Source organism: Neolewinella persica DSM 23188, assembly GCF_000373105.1.
In the GTDB taxonomy this organism is placed as follows: Bacteria; Bacteroidota; Bacteroidia; order Chitinophagales; family Saprospiraceae; genus Neolewinella; species Neolewinella persica.
Genome location: NZ_KB890422.1, coordinates 99298 through 121992, shown reverse-complemented (window position 1 = coordinate 121992; position 22695 = coordinate 99298). Strand labels below are relative to the sequence as shown.

Below are 22695 nucleotides of genomic sequence, written 5' to 3'. Positions count from 1 at the left end.
GTTCTCACAGCAGGAGCGATCATTACCCAAAGTCACTGCTTAGTACACTGTCCACATTTTGAATAGGAAGTGGCGCGGACGCAGGTACAGAACAAGAGAATGAAGGAGCAGGGCTTAACAGCCATCGGCCGAGATATCTGGACAATCGCATAACAGTTGTATTAGAAAAGAGACAAAGCCGGCCTCCTCTGCCTTTACAACCAATTATTGCGCCTGCGGCCGCGCCTCTTCATCAACTATCAAAGAATAGGAATTAGATGAGCCCAGGCCTCCCGTCCCTATCCCCATACGCCACCGAATCCCTGTTTCCGCCGCTGCTCCACCGGAGCAGCCTCTAATCCACGAGCAGTAACCTTCTCTTCACCAGGCAAAGGCTTAATCTTGAAGTGAGCCAAGGCTAAATCCGCCGACCGGAGGGAGCCATTCACCCATGCCTGCATGTCTGAGATGGCCTCGTTACAGAGGTAGATGCCCCTGTCTTTATACGGCTTAGAGAGGTAGTCCCGCGTCTTGCTGTCCTCAGCATTGAGCTTCCACTGGTGGTAGGCGTACTCAAAGTCATCTTTACCGTTCCAGGCACGGTAACTGGTAAGGATAGGCTCGGGCAGATTGGTGGCACCAAACAGTATGGCCAATTGCTTCATCATCTCATCAGCCACCGCCTGGGAGGCGGGGAATATCACCTGGACTTTAGCCTTGGAGAAATGCTTTTGTAAATCAGAGGTAAACATTGGGGTGATGTTCTGCAGCCCTTCCCAAAACTGGCTCTTACTGAAATCTGTGTATAAGGTTAGCGCAGCGGGGCGGTCGTAATGATCAGGCCTAAGCGTGACGTCGTCCCCCTTGACGTCCAGACTTTCAATTGCGTAGAAAGGGTAAATGGCGTTCAGGGGCAGCGTCGTAAAGTTGCCGCCAAATTGAATTTCCGGGCGGCCCGTCATGCCATTCAGCCACCAGGCTTCTTTAAAGTAGAGGTTGATCTTCATCAGCTCCGCACCTTCTACCTCATTAATGGCCTTCCAAAGTCTCGGTGCCTGCTTATGCCGGTACAGCGCCGGTGATTTATAGAAGATATCCTGGATGCCCTTCACGGCTGTAGCCAGGATGACCTGCTTAGCACATACCGACTTGGTTTTTTTGCTGAAAGGGGTAGCATTGTGACCAAATTCTGCTTCAGCCAGGCGCAGTTCGTAGCCATGTGCGTCTTCGTGCAGACTGTTCAGGTTAGTACTCAGGAAGATTGACACCTGATCTGTGAAGCTTGCAACAATGGCATCAGGCAGTGTGCTGAACCCATCAATAAAAGTATTGTAGACCGGGTTTTTGGGGAAGTCCGCCAACAGCTGGAAGGCCCCGCCGGCATTGGTGAAGGCCTTGAAAGTGTCCGGAAAGCCGGTAGTATCTGCCAGCATACGGATGCATTCCTCCGAGTAGCCCATATCCCGTAATAAGCCCCAGATGTGCCACTTATTGAGGGTCTTTCCCTTCCACTCTACTTCTTCACGAATTGCCGTCCATTCGTCGGCAGTCAACTCCTCCCCCATTTCCCAGTTATTGGCTTTCAGGATGCGGTTGAAGGCATTCGAAATAATTTGGTTAGGGTCCAGGCCTGTTTCTACGTCTTCAATATCGTATAAGGTTCCCCAGATGTCATCATTGCTCGCAGCAGCATCCGCCACTGAGAAGCCATGCCCACGAAAGAAGAAACGGTTGGTATTGACGGGGGCTTCTCCTTCTTTAAGTACCACTTCACTCTTCATGGGGAAGGGGACGATTTGGTCTTCCAGATCCAGTTTACGAATCAGGTTCATCAGCTCTTCCATGCTGTCGTTGAAGCGCATACCTCCCTGCTCCTCCTTGATGGTATTGACGTCTTGCTTTTTCTTACCCTTCACCAGTTTTCCATTGTTGGTGAGCTTGATGATGTCCGAATTTAAACGTCCCCCCGTGCGGTTGAGGCGTTCAAAGATGGCGATCTTCAACTTGGGCTTGTGCTCAAGCAGGCGGTAAGCGGTGTAGAGCCCGGCGATACCGGCGCCGATAATGGCTATGTCGTATTCTGCTTTAGTATGGAGGTCTTTGAAGTGTTGCATTTATGGGTTGAGTTTAAGAGGTTGGAGGTTGGAGGTTACAGGTTGCAGGTTGGAGGTTACAGGTTGCAGGTTGCAGGTTGCAGGTTGCAAGTTGCAGGTTGCAGGTTGGAGGGGATGCAGGGCTACAACAACTGCAACCCCTGCAACGGGAACGAAGTAACCCTGCAACGCTTAAAATTTTGCGGCCGGCGGCCAGTTTTTGTTGGCGGTTTCATCTTCACCGACATATTTGGCTGCTGCCAGCAGATCAGCAGGAATGTCAGTTTTGGGTACGACTATTTCTACCAGGAAATTCCTGATGGGGTTATCTTCAATTTCACAGAGTACGTCGGCTAGTTGAGCTAAGGTTTCCACCCGCCGGCCGATACTCCCGAAAGACTCGCCCAGTTTCACAAAATCCCACTGGTGAAGATCATTATAGCTGTACACCGAGTTGAGAAGATCGTCCTTTTCTGGGTAATCCACTGGTGGATCCCGAAAAGGATTAGGGTTAACCAGGAATTGTTCGATACCGTAGATGGTATTCGACAACACGAAGATCACGTTGTTCTGGCCGTGGAAGTTTTGGTCGGACACTGCCTGGCAGACTTCCTGGAAGGCACCGTCACCAATAACTACGAAGACTCGTTTATCCTCCGCAATACGTTTACATGCCTGGGCAACGCCCGTGGCAGCGCCCACCGGGTAGCCGATGGATAACCAGACGCCGTCCGTTAAGTACCCATTCTGTGCCACGCCCCGTAAGTAAGAGGCTATACTGAGGGTAAAACCTACTCCGGACAGCAGGATATCGTTAGGGTTCCAGTTGTTTTGCAATTGGTGAAAGAAAGTGTCAAAAGTCAGGTCATTCCCCAGGATAGGGGCAGGCAAATCAACTAGCGTCTTGCCGGAAAGTGGTAGCTGTTCCTCTGCCTCAGCCAGTGCCGTTTTTAGTTCCGCAATGAAGTCGGACAACGCCACCATTGGGAAGAACTCGGCACCGACCAGGACGCCGTCGTTGCAGGCAACGATCAGACGTTCGTCCCTGATGTTGGTACTGGCAACATTGGCATCGACCGTCCAGCCACCAATTCCCAGCAGACAGTAATCCTCTACGCCATCCGCTCCCATATTTTTTCCGATCACCCGGCAGCTATCGAACAGCGGATGACGTTCATCGAGGACCGATTTACTGAAGAAGGAGGTGATGAATTTAATTGGCTGATCTCCTTCGGGCACCCGATCGTTAAGTAGTTGAAGGAGTTCTTCAAAGGAACCGGTCAGCTTTTGCTGCCGCAGTTCGATTCCCGCCCAGGTCACTACCCTCGGGAATTTACCAATAACCTGCACGGCCGCAGCTACCGCCTGCTTCACTTCGGAGACCGAAGTGGTGCGGCCGGGGTCCACCTGCAATTGGCCAATGGGAGGGGGACAAGGTGCGCGCCAGACGTCTTCGGCCACCTCCAGGTAAGCGGGTTGGCGGTAAACGATCATGGCGGTAATGGCCTTATCGATCTGGTAAGGCGCGAGGTTGGCATTAGTAATCCGTTCGGCGGCTACGGTCACTTTTTGGAACATGTCCAGGTCTGCCAACTGGTTCCCCGTTGAATGTGAGAACAGTAAGCCTGCGTTTTTCTCAATATTGTTTTCCTTATTGGTTGGCGCGCCGTTGATGACGAGCACCGGCACTTTTTCCACGTACGAACCGGCGGTGGCGTTGAGGATGCTGAAAGACCCAACGCCGTAGGTAACGAAAGCACCTCCGTAGCCGTGGTAGCGGGCGTAGGCATCGGCGGCGTAGCCGGCGTTCATTTCGGTACTGGTGCCCAGCAACTTGATCCTTTGTTGTGGGTCTGCCAGCACCGTATCCAGAAAGGGCGCAGCGTAGTTACCTGCTACCCCAAACAGGTCCTGTACGCCCAATTCGATCAAACGAATTCTGAGGTAATTAGCGACGGTGTTAGCGGCGGGGGCTTTGAGTAGTAGCATTGAAAATTGGATGATTTATCAAATACACATGAGGTGTACAATGTATCGAAATTTTCAATATATCAGGAACAAAGCACCACAAAACGGGGGTAAATACCTATGCGATTGGGTAAAACATGAAGCCTCAATTACGAAATCAGGTAGTTGACGAACGGCTTTGGAACCAGGTTCAGCGCTGCGTTATTTTGGCGGGAACGCGGGTGCAAGGGGGAGGTTTTGAGGAGCAGGTGACTTCACATATCGCTTCACCATTTGAGGTGACTTTATCCCTATTACCGAAGCAATAAATTTTGAATTCCCGATGCAGGCAAATCACGCAATCCGACTACTATTTCCAGTCGTATCAACCTTAAAGGCGCTTGTTACTTCTGACATCTGGCTCCAGCTTGTGAGCAAAAATAGTGCAGGGCTACACTTCAAAAATCACTTTTGTCGAATGCATGACAGGCATGTTGCCCTACTAAATTGACCATGTCCTCTGCGGAAAATTGCAACGTATTTGCCACCTTATTCGTACAAAATGGACAGACATGAGCATCCCCATCAGTATCAATATAAAAGAAGCGATTGCCCGCTCCAAAGCAGCCTACTCTTCTTTGATGGTAGCCCAGGTAATTGACGATGGGGAAGTCAACATATGCTGGGGTAGTATTATATTCTATGTACGTTTTTTCAAGCAAAAGGATTTCCTCCTTCCCTAATTCCACCTCCTTCCCCTTATACCTACCGCTTGCTCTGGGCTCCAGTATCTGGACAAAGGAAACACCTAAGGACTTGGCCAGATTCATATAAGCAGCCAGATTTTCTGCCGTAGTAAAGTCTTTGGTAGCACAAAGAGATAAGGTGGTGACCAGTCCTGCCTGATTGGCATTTATTACCGCTTGAATGGCGCTGTCATAAGCGTTTTCAAAGCCTCTAAATTCGTTATGCTTGTTAGCTTCAAAGTGATCCAGGCTTATCATTACGCCGGTCAGGCCTACCTTCTTCAATCGATGAGCTCGTTCCAGGTTTAATCCAAGTCCGGAAGAAATAATCCAGAAGTCGGTGCCTGATTGGGCTGTTTTTAATACCTCGCAAATATCATTGACTCGAAGCATGGGTTCGCCGCCACTAAACATTATTTGCGAAGTCCCATACTCCTGATATTTAAGGACGATCTGAACGAGGTTGGCCGTACTGAGTTCTTCCTGCTGGTTGAGGTTGTCCCACTCAAAGCAATGCTCACAATTCATTGGGCACTTTTTGGTGATCGCAAACAGCAAGGAGCGTAAGCCAGTAGGTTGCTGCCCTGAAATAAAGCGGCTTACCTCATTACCATGCACCCTAAGCGACGCTTCGGAAGGAAACCCCGCGACTCCTAAGTGCCAAAAATAGCGCTTGCCCACTTTTGCCACTTTAGTGGGCATGGGTTCACCGAAAATCGTTTGAAATTTCCTCATCATCTCCCAAACCATCCGCAAAGCAGCAAGAGGTTTGCCCGTTTTATGGAGGATTATGCCAAAAATTTGGTGAAACACCCGCAGTTTAAGTCTGGTTCTTTCAAACCTATCTCTAACCAGCCTGGAGGGTTGTTGAGAAACAGTTACGCTTTCTTTGATGGCTAATTCCTGTACGCTCATGATCTTTATTTTTACACACAACACCTAAATCGAAGGTATCAATGCGACACGTTTTCTAGTTATTCCACCTCTCCTTCTCTGCCCAACACCTTAAAATAGCCAGCCCTGGAAAACGTTGAAAAGTAAGCGCCATCCTTAAATTTATTTAATTCAGCAATTTTGGGGAATCCCGTAAAATCCCGAATCAATTCATAATAACCACGAGTGTGCAGGAAGGCTGATTGCACCTGGCCAGCGGGAACAGGTGGCACGGCATACCTTAACTCGGTCACCTCCCCTACCTTCTCCTGCGCCATATAGTCTTCATCTGTTTTTTCGAGGGCCGCTTTCCAATCCTGCTGGCCAGTACCGTATGCGCTAAGTGGTTGTAAATGAGCAATGCTTAGATCAGAATTGTCTGTAAAATCCATGGCGATCTGGTCTACCTCCCAAAACATAAAGCCTGTCTCTATTTTGATTTCAATTTCTTCGCCGGGGTATTTTCCCAGGTCAATCGGAACGGCAAAATCCCGGGCAGCCAGTGGCCCGACGGTCATCAAGTAATCTACTAATTCCCATTCCCCATTTCGTTTGGCATAAATTGACAGCGGGAAATTATTGTCCCGTATTGTTTCCAACTGATCCGGGCTGGATATTTTTCCTTGCTTTTTCATAAAGGCGCCAAAATAGCCTCCGTACTTTTTAAAAAACTCGCCAATTACATAATCAAACCAAAGGGTATTCTTTGCCGAAATCAACAATCTCCCAGAAGGTGCATGAGCTGGCTTTTTAAAGGTCAGGACAATCCCGTTTTCAGAAAAATCTTCATCATTAAAAAGATACATCTCGCTATCTGCTTCTACCATTGATGGCAGTAGGTCAGTGCCACTGTAAGATGTAGCTTTAACGGGTTCTTGCAGATTTTCCAGGACCTGTACGTTACCAGTCTTATCCAACAACACTTTTTGTTCTGGCCGGTGATTGACTAAAATAAGCTCAGCCAAGTCTGTATACTGTTTTTCTTTCAGTTCATTGGTAATCCGCAATTGATAAGAACCGTCAACTGGCGCCATAGCGGGCAAAGGCATATAATCATCTCTGACTAAATTGGCTCCAACGGCACCACCAAAAGCTTCTCCCGTAAAAACAAAAGTCTCTCCGCTATTGACATAAACGTACGGACAAGAGCTCATTTGAGATGGAGCACTGGAGTTACTAAAAGCTAATGCAGCAACTGCTATCACCACTGCTCCTGCAACCGCAACCGTACTAAAAACATAAGAAGCTGTGGTAGCGCCATTATCTTTATCAATGATTCTGATTTCTAGAACATCGGTTAAGGGAATATCTGCGTAACCTACTTGCAAAGCTTCAGTTCCCGCTCTCAGGTATACGTGAACTTCATTTAGAATGCTACGTTCGTTCTCCCTAATTCGACTTGTGCGACCTGGTCTATATAATACCGGTTTTTTAATCGGCATCAGATTTCCCGAAACACTTGTTGAATCTACCGTTAATCCGGCAAGCTCATACATTGCATCTCCGTCATGCAGAACGAAATATTGATAGGTGTCTCCAATATTATTAATACTGGTTTCAAAGTCAGAATAGGCTACTTTAGCTTTAAAGTAAGTACAACTGTGTGCTAGGAATAACAGCACGATGGATACAAGGTAAACCCCACTCTTTCTGACGATGGTAGATATCGGTGCGTTCATGATTATATATTTAGTCCAATAATGGTAAACTCTAAAATAAAATCAACAGCACTTTAAATGAATGGTCTCTTTTATTTCACTCCAAAGCAAATGGCTTCTTGGTGATAAAATCAATGATTTCTGTCATGTAATGAGATGACCTTTATCTTTCAATGTCTATACAATTTGGACATAAAAAGTCGCATAAACGCATACGACCAATGCAGCTTTTCTTGCTTTTAGTCCTTTGGTTGCATCCTGCGGCCGCGCCCCTAAAATAAGCGGGCGAGTGGCCAGTCAATATTGACTGGCCAATTGTATAGATTAGCGAACTGACCATAAACGTCTCAAGCTTAGTCGCCCAAAAAAACATCTAATTCTTTAGGCCAAGCGCCACTTGCAGATGTTTTAGCCCTACACTATCCTTTGCCAGTAAACCATTGTTGATAAATCCGAGCATATGGGCGTAGGCTTTAAAGTCTGGGTTATCTTTTTCGTTTAGGAGCGCCACCTCCATCGCCATCTAGCGTCGGAGTGTATGGAGAAAGACACGTTTCATACCATCTATGACAAGTGGCCCGTAGGCAGGTTAGAAAAGCAAACGGTCACCGCTTACACCAAACTCAGGAATAGGCCAATTTCCTCCTTTGTGTTAAAAAAATTCGGGCTAACACGAATATTCTCCGCTTGTAAAGTCACTAAAACGCGCTCATTTTTGAGCTTTTCGTAAAGCCCTTTAGTGGTATCATAGGCCCCTGTATTAAAGTGAACAATGGCTGTTCGCGCTGCTCGTTTATTTGTTGGCGTCACAATTCGGTATCCCTTTTCACGTAGCCCTTCAAGCAGCAAGTCGGTGTTTTCCAGCGCTTTCTCGTAGATGTTTTCAATGCCAATTTCAAGTAGCAATTCTAGTCCGGCAATCCAGGCATTAAAGAGTGCGTAGGCGATGGTACCGGTCTCAAATTTCCTGGCGTCTTTGTGAAGCAAAAGTTCGTCGTACACTTTACTTGCGGCGTACATACCAGGCAGTACCGGATCAATCCTATTCACGACCCTGTTACTCACGTACAGAAAGCCCGTTCCGTGCAGGCCGAGCAGCCATTTGAACCCACAGCCCGACATTACGTCAATCTGGTCTCTTTCGACATCGATGGGAATCATCCCGGCGGCTTGCGCCGCATCCACTACGAACAGTGCTCCTTTTGCGTGGGCTATTTCCCCGATGGCCGCCAGATTTGGTCTGAAACCGCTGTTGAACCTTACCGCAGCGATGGCAACTACCCGTGTATTGTCATCAACAAGTTTTTCGATGGTCGCGGGGTCAATGCTGTTGTCCGCGTTGAGCCTTGCGAACCTGATCTCAATACCTTTTGCTTCGAGTTGTAGCCAGGGAAAAGTGTTGTTCCAGTGCTCGCGTTCGGGGATTACCACATTGTCTCCCTCCTTAAGGTTGAGGCCCTGCGCCACCATCCCCAGGCCAACACCCGTGCTGGTGGTTAAAGCGTATTCTTCCGGGGAACCACCCAACAACTTTGACAGCAATTCACGTACCGTCTCCCGGCGAAATCCTTTTCGACCGATCGGATTTAGCTCTGTGGCTACATGCGCTTGTAATCTGTCGTTCACCAAGGTGTTCAGCGGCGCCTGGGAGGCGCTGTTTAGGTAGATGGCTTGTTTTGTGGCTGGGAACAGGGATCTGATTTTGGGGGTGGTCATATTGGCTGCTTTACGATTAGGGCTTATTGGGTTAAGTTAAAGTATTCACTCCCCCTCCCCCAAAACCCATTCCTTAGCCCCCCACCATTGCCACGCCACCTGACTTAGGTCCACCTCCGGGTCAATCAGCGGCACGCGGGGGCCGCCGTTGAGGCGGGCGGTGAAGCGGGCGCAAACGGCCACGTCCTGGCCGGCGGCAGCCCGTTGGTCGCGGAGCTTATGGGCGTACTGCAAAATCATGTCGGGGTGAGTCGACATTTTACGGTACTGGACGCGGGTCAGGCTATCGATGAGGGTGACGGTTTCCTCCGCGCCGGTGGCGCGGTCCACCAAGCGGTAGTTCCCTGCGCCCTGCTTGCTGCGCAGCATCATCCGCCAGCTGTAGCGGTGGCCTTCTTCGGACCAGGCGACGTCGGACGAAAACAACCAGTGTCGCAACGGAAGGAAGATCATAACGCCACCAACCAGCACTAAGCCGAAAAGGATGGGACGCACATTCGCTGGCTTAAACTGCCAGCCTTGTCCCCGGATAGTTGTCTTTAGCTCGCCATTCGACAGACCGCCACTGACCCGGGCCTGCCATCCATCAAGCCAACCCTGCACCGGCGTACGCGCCCACTTCCTCCCGATCCATTTGACGAATCGCTTCGGCCAATCCGGGGCAAAAAACATACTTGTAAGGACCATAGAGAGGTAGGGAAAAATGCCGATGTTGAAGATCAGGTGGTTGGTGGCATGAAAGCCGATCAACAAGGCCAGGGCCACCCACCGCAACCGTTTATGCAACAGCAAGAACACTGCCGTAAAATCAAGCAGCATGCCTCCCCAAGCCATGATGTAAGCCGTACTTTTTAGCGCCCAGATTGGGCCCAGGATGGGCATTTGCGCCCTTCCCTTCAGCCACATATGCAGGGGCATGGCTTCCATCAGCCAGTCGTGGTTCATCTTGGCAATCCCTCCGAAAAAATACACGATGCCCATCAGTGCGGGGAACAAATACACGCACCAGGCCGGGGCCGTTGGCGACCATTCCGCTGGTTTTCGGCGGACATCCAGCGAGAACTCCCGCCATGCCGGCGTCAGGGCCAGCAACCAAACAAGCCAGGTAAATAAATAAGCGTGGTTCAGGTAATGGGCTTTCTCCAGCAGAAACAGGTAGCTAAAAGCCAGGGCAAACAAGGGGGCGGTGATCCGGAATCGCCAACCCAACGCCACGGCAATCCCCAGCAGGAAGCCGCCAATGAAAAACAGCGAAAAGAAAGGTTCCGGCAGCGGGTGAACCCACTCGAAACCATAAAAACGGAAGGTATAACCGCTGAAATCATCGAGGTACCAATGGAAATAGATGCCGTTGCCCAGAATGTCGCCACCGCCCAGTAACCCCAGCGCAATCCTCAGGAAAACTAGGGTGCCGTTGTCTACGGGGCGGAAAAGGGATTTTAGTTCGTTGGGCATTGGGCTGGTTGAACTATTGGTCTATTGGGGCAAGTTAGTATTTCTGCCGACAAGGTAAGTTTAGGTTGGAATGATTTTTCATGTAGGGCCGGAGGTCCGTCTCTCGTAGCGAGGGGTCAGCGCAGATCCGTAGGAGCAAGCGCAGCCCCTCGTTTTCGTTTAAAACGTTCAGCCCGACAACTGCTCCCCTCGACAATTTGACAACTTGACAACCTGACTACTTACCTTTACGGCATGACCAAGATCACCCTTTCACTTCTCCTTCTGTTTTCCCTCGGCCATTCACTCTCCGCCCAGGAAAGCGTCGACTTTCCTGCCCAGGCCGAATGGCTCGAAAAATGGGAAAACTCCCGGGCATATACCCTCGAAGCATTGGCTATTGTTCCAGACTCCAGTCTGGCTTTTCGTCCAACGGAAGGGCAAATGAGTGTACAGGAGCAAATTCAGCACATCTCCGGAAACATGTTCGGGCTTTCCCGTCGGTTCCTGGATTACGAACCAAGCGACTTCAACGAAAAAGCCCTCAGCGAACTTCTTAAGGCCGAAACCCTTGATCGGGAAGCATTGATTTCCCTGCTCAACTCCGCTTATGACTACGGCGCTGCTGCCGTTAGCAACCTGCCGGCAGAACGTTGGGAAGAGGAAGTCCCCAATTTCTTCGCCGGCCCCAAAAGCCGCCGCGTCATCGTCTATCTCCTGCAGGATCATGCGACGCACCATCGGGCTCAGGTGCTTATTTACCTCAGGTTGCTTGAGCTGGATCCTCCCCGGTACCGGGGTTGGTAAATCAAATTGCAAGTTGCAGTGTTCGCTTGCGCTCACGTTCCTGGTTGCAAGTGTTGCAGAGTTCGTACTTTTGCCGCGCTGCCCCTCCTGCAACCTGTAACTTGCAACCTGTAACCTGCAACCTGCAACCTGCAACTTGCAACCTGAAACTTGTTCCTTGCCCTTCTCCCCCACCCCCATTGCCGACCTGCAACTATTCACCCCCCAAGTCTTTGGCGACGAGCGGGGTTACTTCCTGGAATCATGGAACGAGCAGACCTTCGCGGCAGCCGGCATTGACCGTCCTTTCGTACAAGACAACCAGGCCATGAGCCCCCGCGGAGTACTGCGGGGGATGCACCGCCAAACGGGCGAATACGAACAAGCAAAGCTGGTACGCGTAGTTTCCGGCGAGGTCTTCGATGTAGCGGTTGATTTAAGGCCGGACTCCCCTACCCTACACCAATGGTTTGGCGTGGTGCTAAGCGGTGAAAACCACCGGCAGTTATATGTCCCCCGGGGCTTCGCCCACGGTTATTTGGTAATGTCCGAGACCGCCATTTTTTCTTACAAATGTGACAACTTCTACGCCCCTCAGGCCGAAGCGGGCCTGCGGTACGATGATCCAACCATCGGTATTGAATGGCCAGAACTAGACGTTGAATTCACCGTCGCGGAAAGGGATTTGAATTGGCCGCTGGTTTAAGAAAAGCGGCCCTTTTCTTAGTGTAGATCTTAATGCCTGTCGGTTAGAACTTTAAGCTAACCGACATGCCTAAGTGCCTTAATGGTTCCCCGCATCGCCTGCCACAATGGGTTACCTACTTCTGGTAAACCCGAACGTAATCGATCAGTAAATTAGCCGGAAAGTCCTCTTCCTGGTATTTTTCGGACCTAGCCCCCCGGACGCCACCGACTGAAACGTTGATCACCATATAGAAAGGCCAATCGAATGGCCAGCCTTTTATGCCTTGTCCAGGCAGCGGCTCATAGTTCCAGAAGGGCTTTCCGTCGATGGTAAAAGTCATCAGTTCATCGGTCCACTCCAGGCCGTAAACATGAAACGCTTCCGTGGCCGTTGGAATCAGCGTTGATCCCCCAAGTTGGCCTTTTCCGTTCCAGAAATTAGCTGGCGTCTGAACCGCAGCGCCGATGGCCGTGGGGATTTTGCCGTAGTGTTCTACAATGTCTATCTCACCAGCCAACGGCCATCCAATTTTAGAAACCGTATCTCCGACCATCCAAATAGCGGAACGAAGGCCTTCTCCGGGAGGAAATTTCGCCCGGAACTCAAAGTAACCTTTCTCGAAAGTAGCCTTATGTTTCGTAACCAACCGAGTACTGGAAAAAGGGTACCTCTTATCTTTCTCAGCCTTGGCCGTAATGCGTAGCAGGTCATTCTCCACTCCGACGTTGGCGGAATCAGCTTCAGTGTACATCTGGACTTCTTTAGCCGTCCAGCCATGATTACCCGTCTGGTAACCCCAGCGGCTGGTATCGGGCATCGTGCCCTGGTCAAATTCGTCGTTCCAAACCAGGTTATAACCATCGGGTACGTATGATTCCCCTTCGGGGCTAATCTTTGTAGGTTCAGACATGCTGACCTGAGGGTCATTTTTGCAACTGGTGAAGCCAAAAGCAAAGCAGAGAATAAGTAAGTAGATCGAGGTTTTCATTGGATTCGTGGGATTGCTGCCGCAAAGGTAGCAATGTCGGTGCTTCTAGCGTAGTTTTGTCTTACGACTCTTCTTAATTTCGGCCAAATTCAGCCAACTATCAAAATCCTCCTTATCACTCCCTGGTTCCCCAACCGTGTGCATACACAGGACGGCAACTTTGTGCAGCGGTTTGCGGAACTGTTGTCCACGCAGCATCAGATAACAGTTTTGCACGTGACGCCGGACCCCGAGTTGAAAGGGTGGACAATCGAGCTGGCGTCTCAAAATGAGGCTTTCGGTAAGTTGATAACGGCTTATTATGCGGGCGGCGGCGCGCGGGTGCAACGATTGGTTAACAGGAGCAGGGCCTGGACGGCGGTACGGCAGGCTTACCGGGGGAGGCCTGAACTCATCCATGCCCATGTCCTGATCGACGGAGGCATCGTTGCCATGCGTTTGGCCCGGCAACTCGGGGTCCCCTTCGTCGTCTCCTGCCACTCCAGTCGTTATCTGGAAGGAGAAACCTGGCGGGATCGCCCGCTGGATTACTGGTTGGCCAATAGGGCCGCCCGCAAGGTGTTCGCATTACTCCCCGTTAGCAAGGCGCTGGCCAACGGCCTGCGAAAAACAGGTATGAAAGCCCGGCTGGAAGTCGTCCCTAATCTGGTAGATCGTACACACTTCTCTCCGCCCGACCAACTTCCTGACCAACAAGGCTTCCGACTACTCCACCTGTCCGATTTCAGTTGGCAAAAGCGACTTGATGTGCTGATGGTGGCGTTCGACCTGGCGCGACAAAAAGACAAATCTCTCCGGCTTACTATTGCCGGAAACGGAGACCCGGACCTCGTTAAAGAACTCCTCACCAGACATCCTGAAGCGGCTAAAGCGATTACACTGGAAGGTGAATTAAGCCAATCGGAGGTGGTCAAGCGAATGCGGGAACACGACCTGTTCGTCCTTTCTTCCGAAGTAGAGACGCAGGGCATCGTCCTTACTGAAGCCCTTTGCTGTGGCCTGCCCGTGGTAACGACCGACTGTGGTGGGCCGGCAGACCTTGGCCTAATGCCAGAAGACGGAACCATCGTCCCCGTCAATGACCCCAGAGCACTGGCTACGGCCATTCTGGAATGGGCAAAAGCTGGTGCCTCCAGTTTAACCGCACGGCAGGAACGCCACCAACGCTACGTGGGCAATGACACCCCTCACCAGATTCTACAGCAATTGGAAGATGTATATCGGGAAGCCCTTGCCTCCACAAAAATCAGTCGCTGATGTGTGGAATCTACGGCATCATACAACCCGGCACCAAAGCAGCTGACCTCCGGCCAATGGGTGAAGTGGCTAACCGGGTGCAAGCCCATCGTGGTCCTGACCAAACGGGAATAACGGCAGCTGACGGTTGGCTCCTCGCGCACCGCCGGCTATCCATCTACGACGTAACCGAAAGCGGGCGCCAGCCGCTCGATTATGCAGACCGGCTGACCATTGTCTTCAACGGAGCCATCTACAACTTCCCTGAATTGAGGGAGGAACTTCGGGCAAAAGGCTACGCCTTCCAGTCAAGTACGGACACCGAAGTCATCCTGGCCGCATGGCTGGCCTGGGGACCGGATTGTTTCGTGCGCTTCAATGGCATGTGGGCCCTGGCCATCATTGACCATAAAGAACAACAGCTGATCCTCAGCCGGGACCGCATCGGCATCAAGCCACTTTACATCCATCAGACCCAGGGATTACTGGCCTTCGCCTCAGAACCACGTACCCTTCGTAAAACGGTGGTCGGGGGAACAGCACTTAACCTTGAAGTGGGCAGGGATTTCCTGGTACATGGTTGGCAGGATCACCGACCGGAATCTATTTGGGCGGGAATCAGTCAATTCCCGGCAGGCCACTACGCCGTCTGCCCACTGGGCGCGCCGGATGAGTTGACGTACACTTCCTACTACCACTTACCCACGGCTATCAGGCCCGGACCGATCGCCGCCTTACACGAAGAATTCCAGGCCCTGTTAACGGACGCGGTCAGGCTACGCACCCGGTCTGACGTCGGCTCTGGCCTTACCCTATCGGGCGGAATTGACAGCAGTTCAATTGCTGCGGTGATGGGGCCGGGCCACCGCTCTTATTCGGCCCTGTTCCCCGGTACGCCTTACGATGAATCGCCCTACGTAGCTGCGGTCATTCGCGACACCGGAGGGACGAATCACCCGTTGCTACCCACCTGGGACGATTTTCTCAAGAGTTACGAAGCCTGCGCCCTGGGCCAGGACCAACCTTTGGCTTCCGCAGCAGTCGTCATACATTACCGGCTCATGCAGCTCGTGCAGGCAACGGGAGAAAAGGTAATCCTGAACGGGCAAGGGGCTGACGAGATCGGTGCGGGTTACGATAAATTTTATGGGCCTTATCTCCGGGAGATGCTTCATCAGGGTATGCTGCCAGGTGTTAAGGCGACCTGGCAGGTCGCCAAAAACTACCGCATGGCTCCCGATAAATTGAGCACGAGATTACAACGAAGGTTTGGCAACCTTGCTCCTGAAACGTTCCTGGCACCTGCGTTCGCCGCCAAAGAAACCTTCGTTAGAAACCAGGATAAAGATGTTTTATCCACCTCCATCAACCTACTGACCCAGGTTGGCCTGCCCGTTCTACTACGCCACGAAGACCGCAGTGCAATGGCCTGCGGCATTGAAAGCCGGCCGCCTTTCCTGGACTTCCGGATCGTTGACTTCCTCCTCTCCGCCCCCACCGAATTCAAACTCCGCAACGGCGTGCGAAAAGCCGGCATTCGGGAAAGTCTGCGGGCCTTACTGCCCAAAGAGGTCTATGCCCGAAAGCGGAAACTGGGCTTCGCCACCCCCCAGCAACGCTGGCTTGAGGAGCACTCAGACTTTTTCCTAACGGAGATCAAAACCTACCTCTCCCGCCCCGACGCCCTGCTGAAAGCTGAAACTTATCAGTTTGCCCAACGGGTGCTGGAACGTAAGCAAACCCGGCATTATCCACTGGTTTGGCGGTGGTGGGCCTGGGCGGTTTTTTGCAGGAAATAGTTTCTTTTGCGCCGGGTGTCCAATTAATGCTCCGTTGGGCCTAATTTCACTTCCTGCTAAAGGAGCATCATTCCGTATCGGTTTGAAAATCTTTAGAAATTCTTGGCTATATAACCCTAACAGACTCCGCAGGAGTCAAATTTCATTACCTCCGGATGAGGCGGAACGCCCTAATCCGGGGTTAATGGACGGGGTAGCAATTGGCGGCGCGCAGCGCCGCAACGTTTGTATATTTCCTCATGCCCCGGGTAAAAGCCCGCTTTGCGGTTTTTCACCCGGGGCAAATAAGGTTCGACCACAACGTGGTCACCGTTTTACCGAATATCTCTGAAGCCTTCTACTATTACGATAACTGCCAGGCAGGCCTTTATCCGAAACCCATCAAAAATCAGAATCCCCATGCGTCTTCCCCGACACATTCTTCCTTACGGCCCCGACGCCCTCCTGATCAATTGGGAACAACGGATTGCTCCGGCCATCAGTACCAGCGTCCACGCCTATGCTGCTAAGTTGCTGGAGCACCCGGGAGTCTTAGAATGCATCCCGGCTTACGCCTCTTTGATGGTGCGTTTTTCTATCCCGAAAATTAGCGCCTACCGCCTCCGGGAATTCATCTTTGAACTTCGTCTTTCAGCGCTCGAAATAAAAAAACCGGTTGTCCATGAACTTCCCGTGCTGTATGATGGGCCTGACCTTGACTTTGTTGTGGGAAAACTCCAACTGAGTAAAAAACAGCTAATCAACCTTCATACCAAGACGGACTACCTGGTGTATCAAGTCGGGTTTCAGCCAGGCTTTGCCTTTCTGGGGGACACCGCCGAGGCACTTACGATTAACCGGAAGGAGAGCCCCAGATCAAACGTCCCGGCGGGTTCGGTTGGGTTAGCTGGCCGGCAGACCGGCATTTATCCCGCAGACGGGCCGGGCGGGTGGAATTTGATCGGGCGTTGTCCCTGGTCAGTGGTTCGCCCGGGGGACGATCCGACGAGGCTGCGGGCAGGTGACCGGGTCAAATTCCGATCGGTTTCAGCCGCAGCCTTTCTTAAATTATCTAAATCTCCTGCGCCATGGCCGGAACGTTAACCGTACGATGCCTGAAGCCAGGCGGCGGTGCATTTGTAGTAGACGGCGGCCGGCCGGGCTACCGGGCCCAGGGGATCGCCACCGGTGGGGCCGCCGACTTACGCGCGCAAAGCGCAGCAAACCGACTCCTGGGCCGGCCAGACCAGGCTACCTGCCTCGAACTTACCCTGGTTGGCGGCCATTGGCTGCTAAGCGGGAAAGGGCAATTCGTCCTAACCGGCGCCGACATGAACTGGCGGCTTAATGGCCGCCTATTAGAATCTTATACTGTTCATTACCTCGACGGAGACGGATTACTAACTGGTTCTATGGCTGTCCAGGGACTACGCGGCTACCTGGCTATTCTGGGAACCTGGCCACTCCCGGAAATACTGGGTAGCGCAGAGACCGGCCTCCCGGGAATGTCCCCGGTCACCACGGGGTGGACAACTTCGGTCAATTGGGAAGCAGAGGTTCCCTATCAGTCAGATCTTGAGGTCCATCTGCATTTTCCTTCTGATCTACACCTCCTGTCGGTGTCCCCCGGTCCGGAATGGGTTTGGTTGACGCCGGCTCAGCAGGCTATACTTTTAAAACAGGTATTTCTGGTTAGTCCGGACAGTAATCGCCAGGGCATAAGGCTTACTGGCCAACTCCTTCCTTTTCAGTTACCGTCCCTGATCAGTTCACCCGTCCTTCCCGGCACCGTTCAGCTCACACCGGCTGGCCCGATTTTACTCGGGCCGGAAGCGCAGACCGTCGGTGGATACCCCCGGGTATTGCTGGCCAATGAACCCGCTAACCTGGCCGCAGCTTTCCAGGCAGCCATTGGTGGGGAGGTTCAGTTCATTTTTCAAAAATGAGCCGGTTTGAGCGACTGCGTCGCGAACTGTCCTTAAACAATCGCAAATCCACAGCCTCATTGCTCCTTTTACTTCATATTGCACCTGCGGGCGCGCCATATTAGTGCATAGTTCAGTAGTTCATAGTCTGGCCGCTATGAACTACTGAACTATGAACTACTTACTAACTACAAACCCGGCACGTCCCATTGCCCTACCCTGCCTGTCTGTGACCACAACGAGGTAATATCCGGCGGGTAAATGGCTGACATCCCAACCATTGGCAGCAGAAGCATAATTTGCTTTAGCCAGTTGACGCCCATAAATATCCGTAATGAGAAGAAGGTCCGTAGCCTGGATCCGCTGATCTGGAATTCGTACGTTGATCCGGCCCGTTGAAGGATTGGGGAAGATACCAACGGCTACCTGTTGAGCAAGCTGGTTTCGGGTTCCGGTTGGCAAGCCGTCCTTGTCGATCGTGTGCCGGCTCAGGTTGGTGATGATCGGCTCGTTGAAGTCGAAGTAGATGGCAGCCTCGTTCAAAATCACATCTCCCGGCTGCAAACCGACAGCATGATCTATGCTGAAATTAACTACCCCCTGGCTACCCGCGAGGTTCACGGAACTATCGGGCAGCAGGATATTTTCGAAGACAAAACTTAGTACCCGGTGGGTGTCCAGGCTAACCGTGTAGGGGTGGCTGGCAGCGTCCATTTTGATGGTGGCAAGGTCGAGCGATTCAGGAATGGTGTCCCGAATGATCACGGTGAAGGCCGTATCCGTACCCGTATTCTGGAAGCGGATGGCGTAATCCAGGCGGGTTCCCTCAGGGATAAAGTTTTGAGCCCCATAACCAAGTGGGTAGCCATACTTATCGTTAGGATCGTAAGCTCCACGGTTTTCCCGGCAGACGGTAGAGGTCGTCAGCGGTCCATTCGCAAGGTTGAGAATATTACCAAACCCGGTACTGAAACCATTGCCGCCATTTCCATTACAGCCTTCCAGAACAGCCGTTGGCTCTGGGTTGGCCGGTGCATTAGGCTCCTGATTAGTGATCACGTGGTACGTGCTGCCGTTGGCGGGAAGCATGATGTCCATCACTTCGCCCACCATCAATAGCCCGTTAACCTGTGGTGCTGCGAAGAGCATGATTCCGTCTTCCACGATGACGTAACTGAGCGGGACGGACATTTGCTCGACGCCAATATTGGTGATCCTAAACAATACGCTGTCACCGTTACAGCCAACAGCATCTACGTTCACCAGGGCACCATCCCACAACGGATCAGGGTCACAGGGGGCATCCGGCGTGATGGAAGCTTCCACACAGTGGTTTTGCCCGATCTCCGCATCACAACTTACCCGGAAATGGAAAAAGATGAGGCCTTGTTGGAAGGGAGCAATGTCGCCAACGTTAAACGTGTAGGTCTGGCCATCCTGACTAACCGGAGCTGGCACAGCGGTGACGTCCTCGAAGAAATCATCGAGGGTAACGGTAACCTGACCATTAATGGCCGTAGCGGTTCCACGGTTTTCATACTCCACCCATGCGGTGTTATTGAAACAGCGCCGGAGGAAAGGCATGGCTACCGTTGTCGTTAATTGCGGACACGAAGCGATGGCCGGCATAAAGACGTTCACGCCAGTAACGGGAAGGTTGCCCAGCGTGACCGATGCGGCGGGGTCGCAGGTGCCAAAAGGGCTTCCGGGAGCAAGGGAGGGCACCACGGTATACGATCCTTCCGGAACTTCCAACTGCCAGAAGCCGTTAGCGTCGGTCATCACATAATACATCTCGCCGGTGTCCTCATTAGTAAGCATCAGGACGTAGTTCGGGACGGGGGTATCTTCGGGGTCGAGGTCACAATCCGCCGCCTGGTCTACCCACAGCTGGCCACTGATGGAGCTACAGCCTCTGGGATCATCAAGGACGACTGAACGAACGATGGTGTCGCATTCCGTAGTGATCGTCACCCGGTGCAAGCCGGGATAGAAGGTACAAAGTGTACCGAATGGGTTAGCGTTTGCGATGGAGTCCGTTACCGGGTTAGGGGTTTCCCAAAGTACGTCTACGCCACCGGGGATAGTACCAAAGAACGGACCTTCCCAAATAAGCCGGATACAGTTATGTTCTGCACAGATCGAATCATTAGGAAATACCAACAGAATTGGGTTGATATCCTCCAGTGAACCACCGACCACTTCCGCCTGCCCGGAAAAAGAACAACCGTTTTCACCGAAGGCTTCCAGGTAATAAAAGCCGGGCATAACCGCCCAGAACCCGGGGCCGTCGAATATTTGATTGAGTGGGCCGAACCAACGATAAGTATAACCATCTTGTATGGAATCTATACTAACATAGACGGAATCCATATCACAACCGATTACAAAAGGTTCTTCGATGATGAAGAGACTATCGTTCTGATTGCCATTGGCGACATAGATCTCCGAGCCGAAACAACCGGTAGTCTGATCTGTGACGGTAACCGCATAGGTATTGAAAACCACCAAATCGGTAATGCTGCTGGTGGTTTCACCAGTACTCCACTCGTAGAACAGGTTCACAGGATCGACGTTGGGGACAATGGCCGTCAGCGTAGCGGGATCATCGTCAGTACAAATGGAACCAGTTTGTTCGATGACAACGTTGAGGCCCTGAATTTCTTCAACGTCTATACCTTGTTCCACTGCACAGCCTAGTGAATTGGTAATAAGCACTGCGAAGAAACCTGTTTCGGTGGCCGTGAAAACAACTTGTTCTTCAGCCTCAAGGGTTCGTGATTCAATTTCATTCCCGTTACCGAAGAGGGTTACTTCTACCGGGTAATCCGCAGAAAAGAAATTAACGATGATGTTGGGAATGTCTCCACAAGAAGTCGTTTCATGTTCAAGGTCCAGGCTAATGAAGAGCGAATCACAGTTGGATTCGATCCAACCAGCGTCGATACAGCTAAGCTGGTCACCGCCGTTAACTTGAAAAGGCAGAGTAGTCCAACTATTCTGATCAATGTTGCTGTCTCTGCATTCATCGTCACCGACGAATGGCGTGGTCGCATCCACCTCCTGTCCAATGGGAGAAAATTGCAACATATAAGAACCTTCGAGGAGGTTAGAGAAGAAGAAGAATCCATTCTGGCTGGCTACGGCTACCTGTTCAATATCTCCGGCCTCATTCAATAACAATACCTCAGCGGATACGCCCACTGTTTCGCTGACGTCCTGAATACCGTTTCTGTTAGTATCCAACCAACTCCGTCCCTGCAGGGAGGAACAGAAATTGGCCTCTACAAAAAAATCTTGCTCGGCAATGCAACCATTAACATCGGTAAGAACAACGCGGTAATCCCCCTGGTCGAGGAAGTCACCGTAGATACCCGGTGCGAATAAAGAGTCGAGAACAACCCTGAAGCCAGATGGGACAGTAAATATTTCGATAGACATGGGATAGGTCCCGTTTACCGGTATGAATTCCCAAACATCACCGCTTTCGCAGAAAGTGGGGAGGGCTGGTCCAGCATCCACCCTAAAGCCGAAGCACGGAAATTCCGGGCAGGTAGCGGCGGGCAGGTCACGGGTGATGGAACATTCAGGGACATCGGACAAGCTAAAATTAACCCGGCCACCAAAGTCAGGGCCAAACGGCCCGGCCCGAAATATTTGTCCGGTATTACTCTGTCCGGTCATATTAATCTGTAGTGCCTCCCAGGTTCCATCTTCAGTACTATTGACGGTAAAGCGGAAGAATACGCCCGAACCGTCGAGCGTGCATTCGTTTTCCAGGAACTCGACCTCGATTCCACATGGGTTTAATTCACATTGAGGAGCCTGAGCTTCAAACAAAAAGCTACAGTCGGGCTCGTTGGCATCCGTAAATATGAGCCTTACGTTCGTATTCGCAGGAAAAGGGCCAAACGTAGTGGTCTCATCATAATTTCCCTGAGTCACGAACTGCCCAAACTGATTCGTAGCGACCCATGACTCCAGATTCATGCCGTTTATAATGATGTCCATAAAAAAGACATTCTGGGTAGGATCACATTGAGTAGCGACCACCTGTGCAGTAAGGATACATTCCTCCACTGAGCAATCGGGACCATCGGTTTCAAATAACAGCTGGCAGGCAATATTATCAATGTCCTCAAAGAATATCCTCGCAGTTGTCCCTCCATCAAAGGGGCCAAAGGTGAAAGTAGTTCCGTAAACGCCTTCTCCCAAAATCTGTCCTTGCTCGTCAGTAGCAACCCAGCCGGAATTGTTATTATTATTTAGGTTATCTACAAAAGTCTCCAGGTAGTAAACCTCCTGAATGTCGTCGCAAAAAGTGTTTTCTGAGAAAACTATGATCTCGCAATCAACATTTGGACAATCAGGCGAAACAAGCTGAATGGTATCGTGGCAGCCGGTAGTGGAGGTGTCTGCAAAAAGCAGCAAAATGTCCTGGCCAATAAGGAAAGAACCTGAGGTGAAAATCCCCGGGTAAGTTCCACTTCCGAGGACATTGCCTTCAATGTCAGTTACTTCAAAGCCTCCCGCAGTTCCTGGATTTACCCCCCGAACTTCGAATTCGGCGGTGTACCGCTCAATATCTACAATACAGGAGGTGGAAAGAAGCTCCGCTTCAACGAGGCATTGAGCCGAAAGTGCGAAGGATAGAAATAACAGTAGGTAAAGTAGATAGTGTCGCATGGGAAAGAGATTATTGGGCAAAGCATTCAGCGGAAGACAGACTCTCCCACATTACAATAATCCGGCAACAAACACAAGTAGACAAAGACACTTTTTTAAATT

At 51.3% G+C, this 22695-nt stretch carries 14 protein-coding genes; 6 read left to right on the top strand and 8 right to left on the bottom strand.

Features of this window, described 5'->3' with window-relative positions; all coding sequences use genetic code 11:
- Positions 1–278: 278 nt before the first annotated feature.
- The 6 genes from B036_RS0107810 to B036_RS0107775 all read right to left on the bottom strand — a co-directional run bounded on the left by B036_RS0107810 (position 279) and on the right by B036_RS0107775 (position 10527).
- A complete protein-coding gene (locus B036_RS0107810; RefSeq protein ID WP_020568140.1) occupies positions 279–2093 on the bottom strand; it encodes an FAD-dependent oxidoreductase in 1815 nt (604 codons plus the stop codon).
- 171 nt (positions 2094–2264) lie between these two features.
- Positions 2265–4061: a thiamine pyrophosphate-binding protein gene (locus tag B036_RS0107800; protein WP_020568139.1), complete on the bottom strand. Its 1797-nt coding sequence runs from the start codon at positions 4059–4061 to the stop codon at positions 2265–2267.
- A 416-nt stretch (positions 4062–4477) separates the two neighbouring features.
- The gene (locus B036_RS0107795; RefSeq protein WP_020568138.1) at positions 4478–5680 is read right to left on the bottom strand and encodes a radical SAM protein; all 1203 of its coding nucleotides are present in this window, start codon (positions 5678–5680) and stop codon (positions 4478–4480) included.
- A gap of 59 nt (positions 5681–5739) precedes the next feature.
- Positions 5740–7377: a hypothetical protein gene (locus B036_RS0107790; RefSeq protein WP_020568137.1), complete on the bottom strand. Its 1638-nt coding sequence runs from the start codon at positions 7375–7377 to the stop codon at positions 5740–5742.
- Positions 7378–7968: 591 nt separating this feature from the next.
- On the bottom strand, positions 7969–9072 hold the full coding sequence (locus tag B036_RS0107780) for an aminotransferase class V-fold PLP-dependent enzyme (protein WP_020568135.1): 1104 nt from the start codon (positions 9070–9072) through the stop codon (positions 7969–7971).
- A gap of 45 nt (positions 9073–9117) precedes the next feature.
- Positions 9118–10527, bottom strand: a complete 1410-nt coding sequence (locus B036_RS0107775) for an HTTM domain-containing protein (RefSeq protein ID WP_020568134.1) — start codon at positions 10525–10527, stop codon at positions 9118–9120.
- Positions 10528–10761: 234 nt separating this feature from the next.
- Between B036_RS0107775 and B036_RS28485 the strand changes: the two genes are divergently transcribed.
- Together B036_RS28485 and rfbC are read left to right on the top strand one after the other, a co-directional pair.
- Entirely contained in the window at positions 10762–11313 is a 552-nt protein-coding gene (locus tag B036_RS28485; RefSeq protein ID WP_020568133.1) for a DinB family protein, read from the top strand.
- A gap of 157 nt (positions 11314–11470) precedes the next feature.
- Entirely contained in the window at positions 11471–11998 is a 528-nt protein-coding gene (rfbC, locus tag B036_RS0107765; RefSeq protein WP_020568132.1) for a dTDP-4-dehydrorhamnose 3,5-epimerase, read from the top strand.
- A 115-nt stretch (positions 11999–12113) separates the two neighbouring features.
- Here rfbC and B036_RS28480 read toward each other — a convergent pair whose 3' ends face one another.
- Positions 12114–12968, bottom strand: a complete 855-nt coding sequence (locus B036_RS28480; protein ID WP_020568131.1) for a glycoside hydrolase family 16 protein — start codon at positions 12966–12968, stop codon at positions 12114–12116.
- A 138-nt stretch (positions 12969–13106) separates the two neighbouring features.
- Between B036_RS28480 and B036_RS0107750 the strand changes: the two genes are divergently transcribed.
- The 4 genes from B036_RS0107750 to B036_RS0107735 all read left to right on the top strand — a co-directional run bounded on the left by B036_RS0107750 (position 13107) and on the right by B036_RS0107735 (position 17928).
- On the top strand, positions 13107–14225 hold the full coding sequence (locus B036_RS0107750; RefSeq protein ID WP_020568130.1) for a glycosyltransferase: 1119 nt from the start codon (positions 13107–13109) through the stop codon (positions 14223–14225).
- Positions 14225–16003, top strand: a complete 1779-nt coding sequence (gene asnB, locus B036_RS0107745) for an asparagine synthase (glutamine-hydrolyzing) (protein ID WP_020568129.1) — start codon at positions 14225–14227, stop codon at positions 16001–16003. Before B036_RS0107750 ends, asnB begins: the two co-directional genes overlap by 1 nt.
- Positions 16004–16402: 399 nt before the next feature.
- Positions 16403–17086 carry a 5-oxoprolinase subunit PxpB gene (gene pxpB, locus B036_RS0107740; protein WP_020568128.1) on the top strand — a complete coding sequence of 228 codons (684 nt, stop codon included), beginning with the start codon at positions 16403–16405 and terminating at the stop codon, positions 17084–17086.
- On the top strand, positions 17071–17928 hold the full coding sequence (locus B036_RS0107735) for a 5-oxoprolinase subunit C family protein (protein ID WP_020568127.1): 858 nt from the start codon (positions 17071–17073) through the stop codon (positions 17926–17928). Before pxpB ends, B036_RS0107735 begins: the two co-directional genes overlap by 16 nt.
- Before the next feature lie 156 nt (positions 17929–18084).
- On the opposite strand, the gene B036_RS0107730 is transcribed toward B036_RS0107735, so the two are convergent.
- Complete coding sequence (locus B036_RS0107730; RefSeq protein WP_020568126.1) at positions 18085–22593, bottom strand: DUF7619 domain-containing protein; 4509 nt, start codon at positions 22591–22593, stop codon at positions 18085–18087.
- Positions 22594–22695: the final 102 nt, after the last annotated feature.

What these genes read in the sequence shown, in the direction of transcription:
- B036_RS0107810 (WP_020568140.1), bottom strand. Translation starts at nt 2,093, where the DNA reads ATGCAACACTTCAAAGACCTCCATACTAAAGCAGAATACGACATAGCC.
- B036_RS0107800 (WP_020568139.1), bottom strand. Translation starts at nt 4,061, where the DNA reads ATGCTACTACTCAAAGCCCCCGCCGCTAACACCGTCGCTAATTACCTC.
- B036_RS0107795 (WP_020568138.1), bottom strand. Translation starts at nt 5,680, where the DNA reads ATGAGCGTACAGGAATTAGCCATCAAAGAAAGCGTAACTGTTTCTCAA.
- B036_RS0107790 (WP_020568137.1), bottom strand. Translation starts at nt 7,377, where the DNA reads ATGAACGCACCGATATCTACCATCGTCAGAAAGAGTGGGGTTTACCTT.
- B036_RS0107780 (WP_020568135.1), bottom strand. Translation starts at nt 9,072, where the DNA reads ATGACCACCCCCAAAATCAGATCCCTGTTCCCAGCCACAAAACAAGCC.
- B036_RS0107775 (WP_020568134.1), bottom strand. Translation starts at nt 10,527, where the DNA reads ATGCCCAACGAACTAAAATCCCTTTTCCGCCCCGTAGACAACGGCACC.
- B036_RS28485 (WP_020568133.1), top strand. Translation starts at nt 10,762, where the DNA reads ATGACCAAGATCACCCTTTCACTTCTCCTTCTGTTTTCCCTCGGCCAT.
- B036_RS28480 (WP_020568131.1), bottom strand. Translation starts at nt 12,968, where the DNA reads ATGAAAACCTCGATCTACTTACTTATTCTCTGCTTTGCTTTTGGCTTC.
- asnB (WP_020568129.1), top strand. Translation starts at nt 14,225, where the DNA reads ATGTGTGGAATCTACGGCATCATACAACCCGGCACCAAAGCAGCTGAC.
- pxpB (WP_020568128.1), top strand. Translation starts at nt 16,403, where the DNA reads ATGCGTCTTCCCCGACACATTCTTCCTTACGGCCCCGACGCCCTCCTG.
- B036_RS0107735 (WP_020568127.1), top strand. Translation starts at nt 17,071, where the DNA reads ATGGCCGGAACGTTAACCGTACGATGCCTGAAGCCAGGCGGCGGTGCA.
- B036_RS0107730 (WP_020568126.1), bottom strand. Translation starts at nt 22,593, where the DNA reads ATGCGACACTATCTACTTTACCTACTGTTATTTCTATCCTTCGCACTT.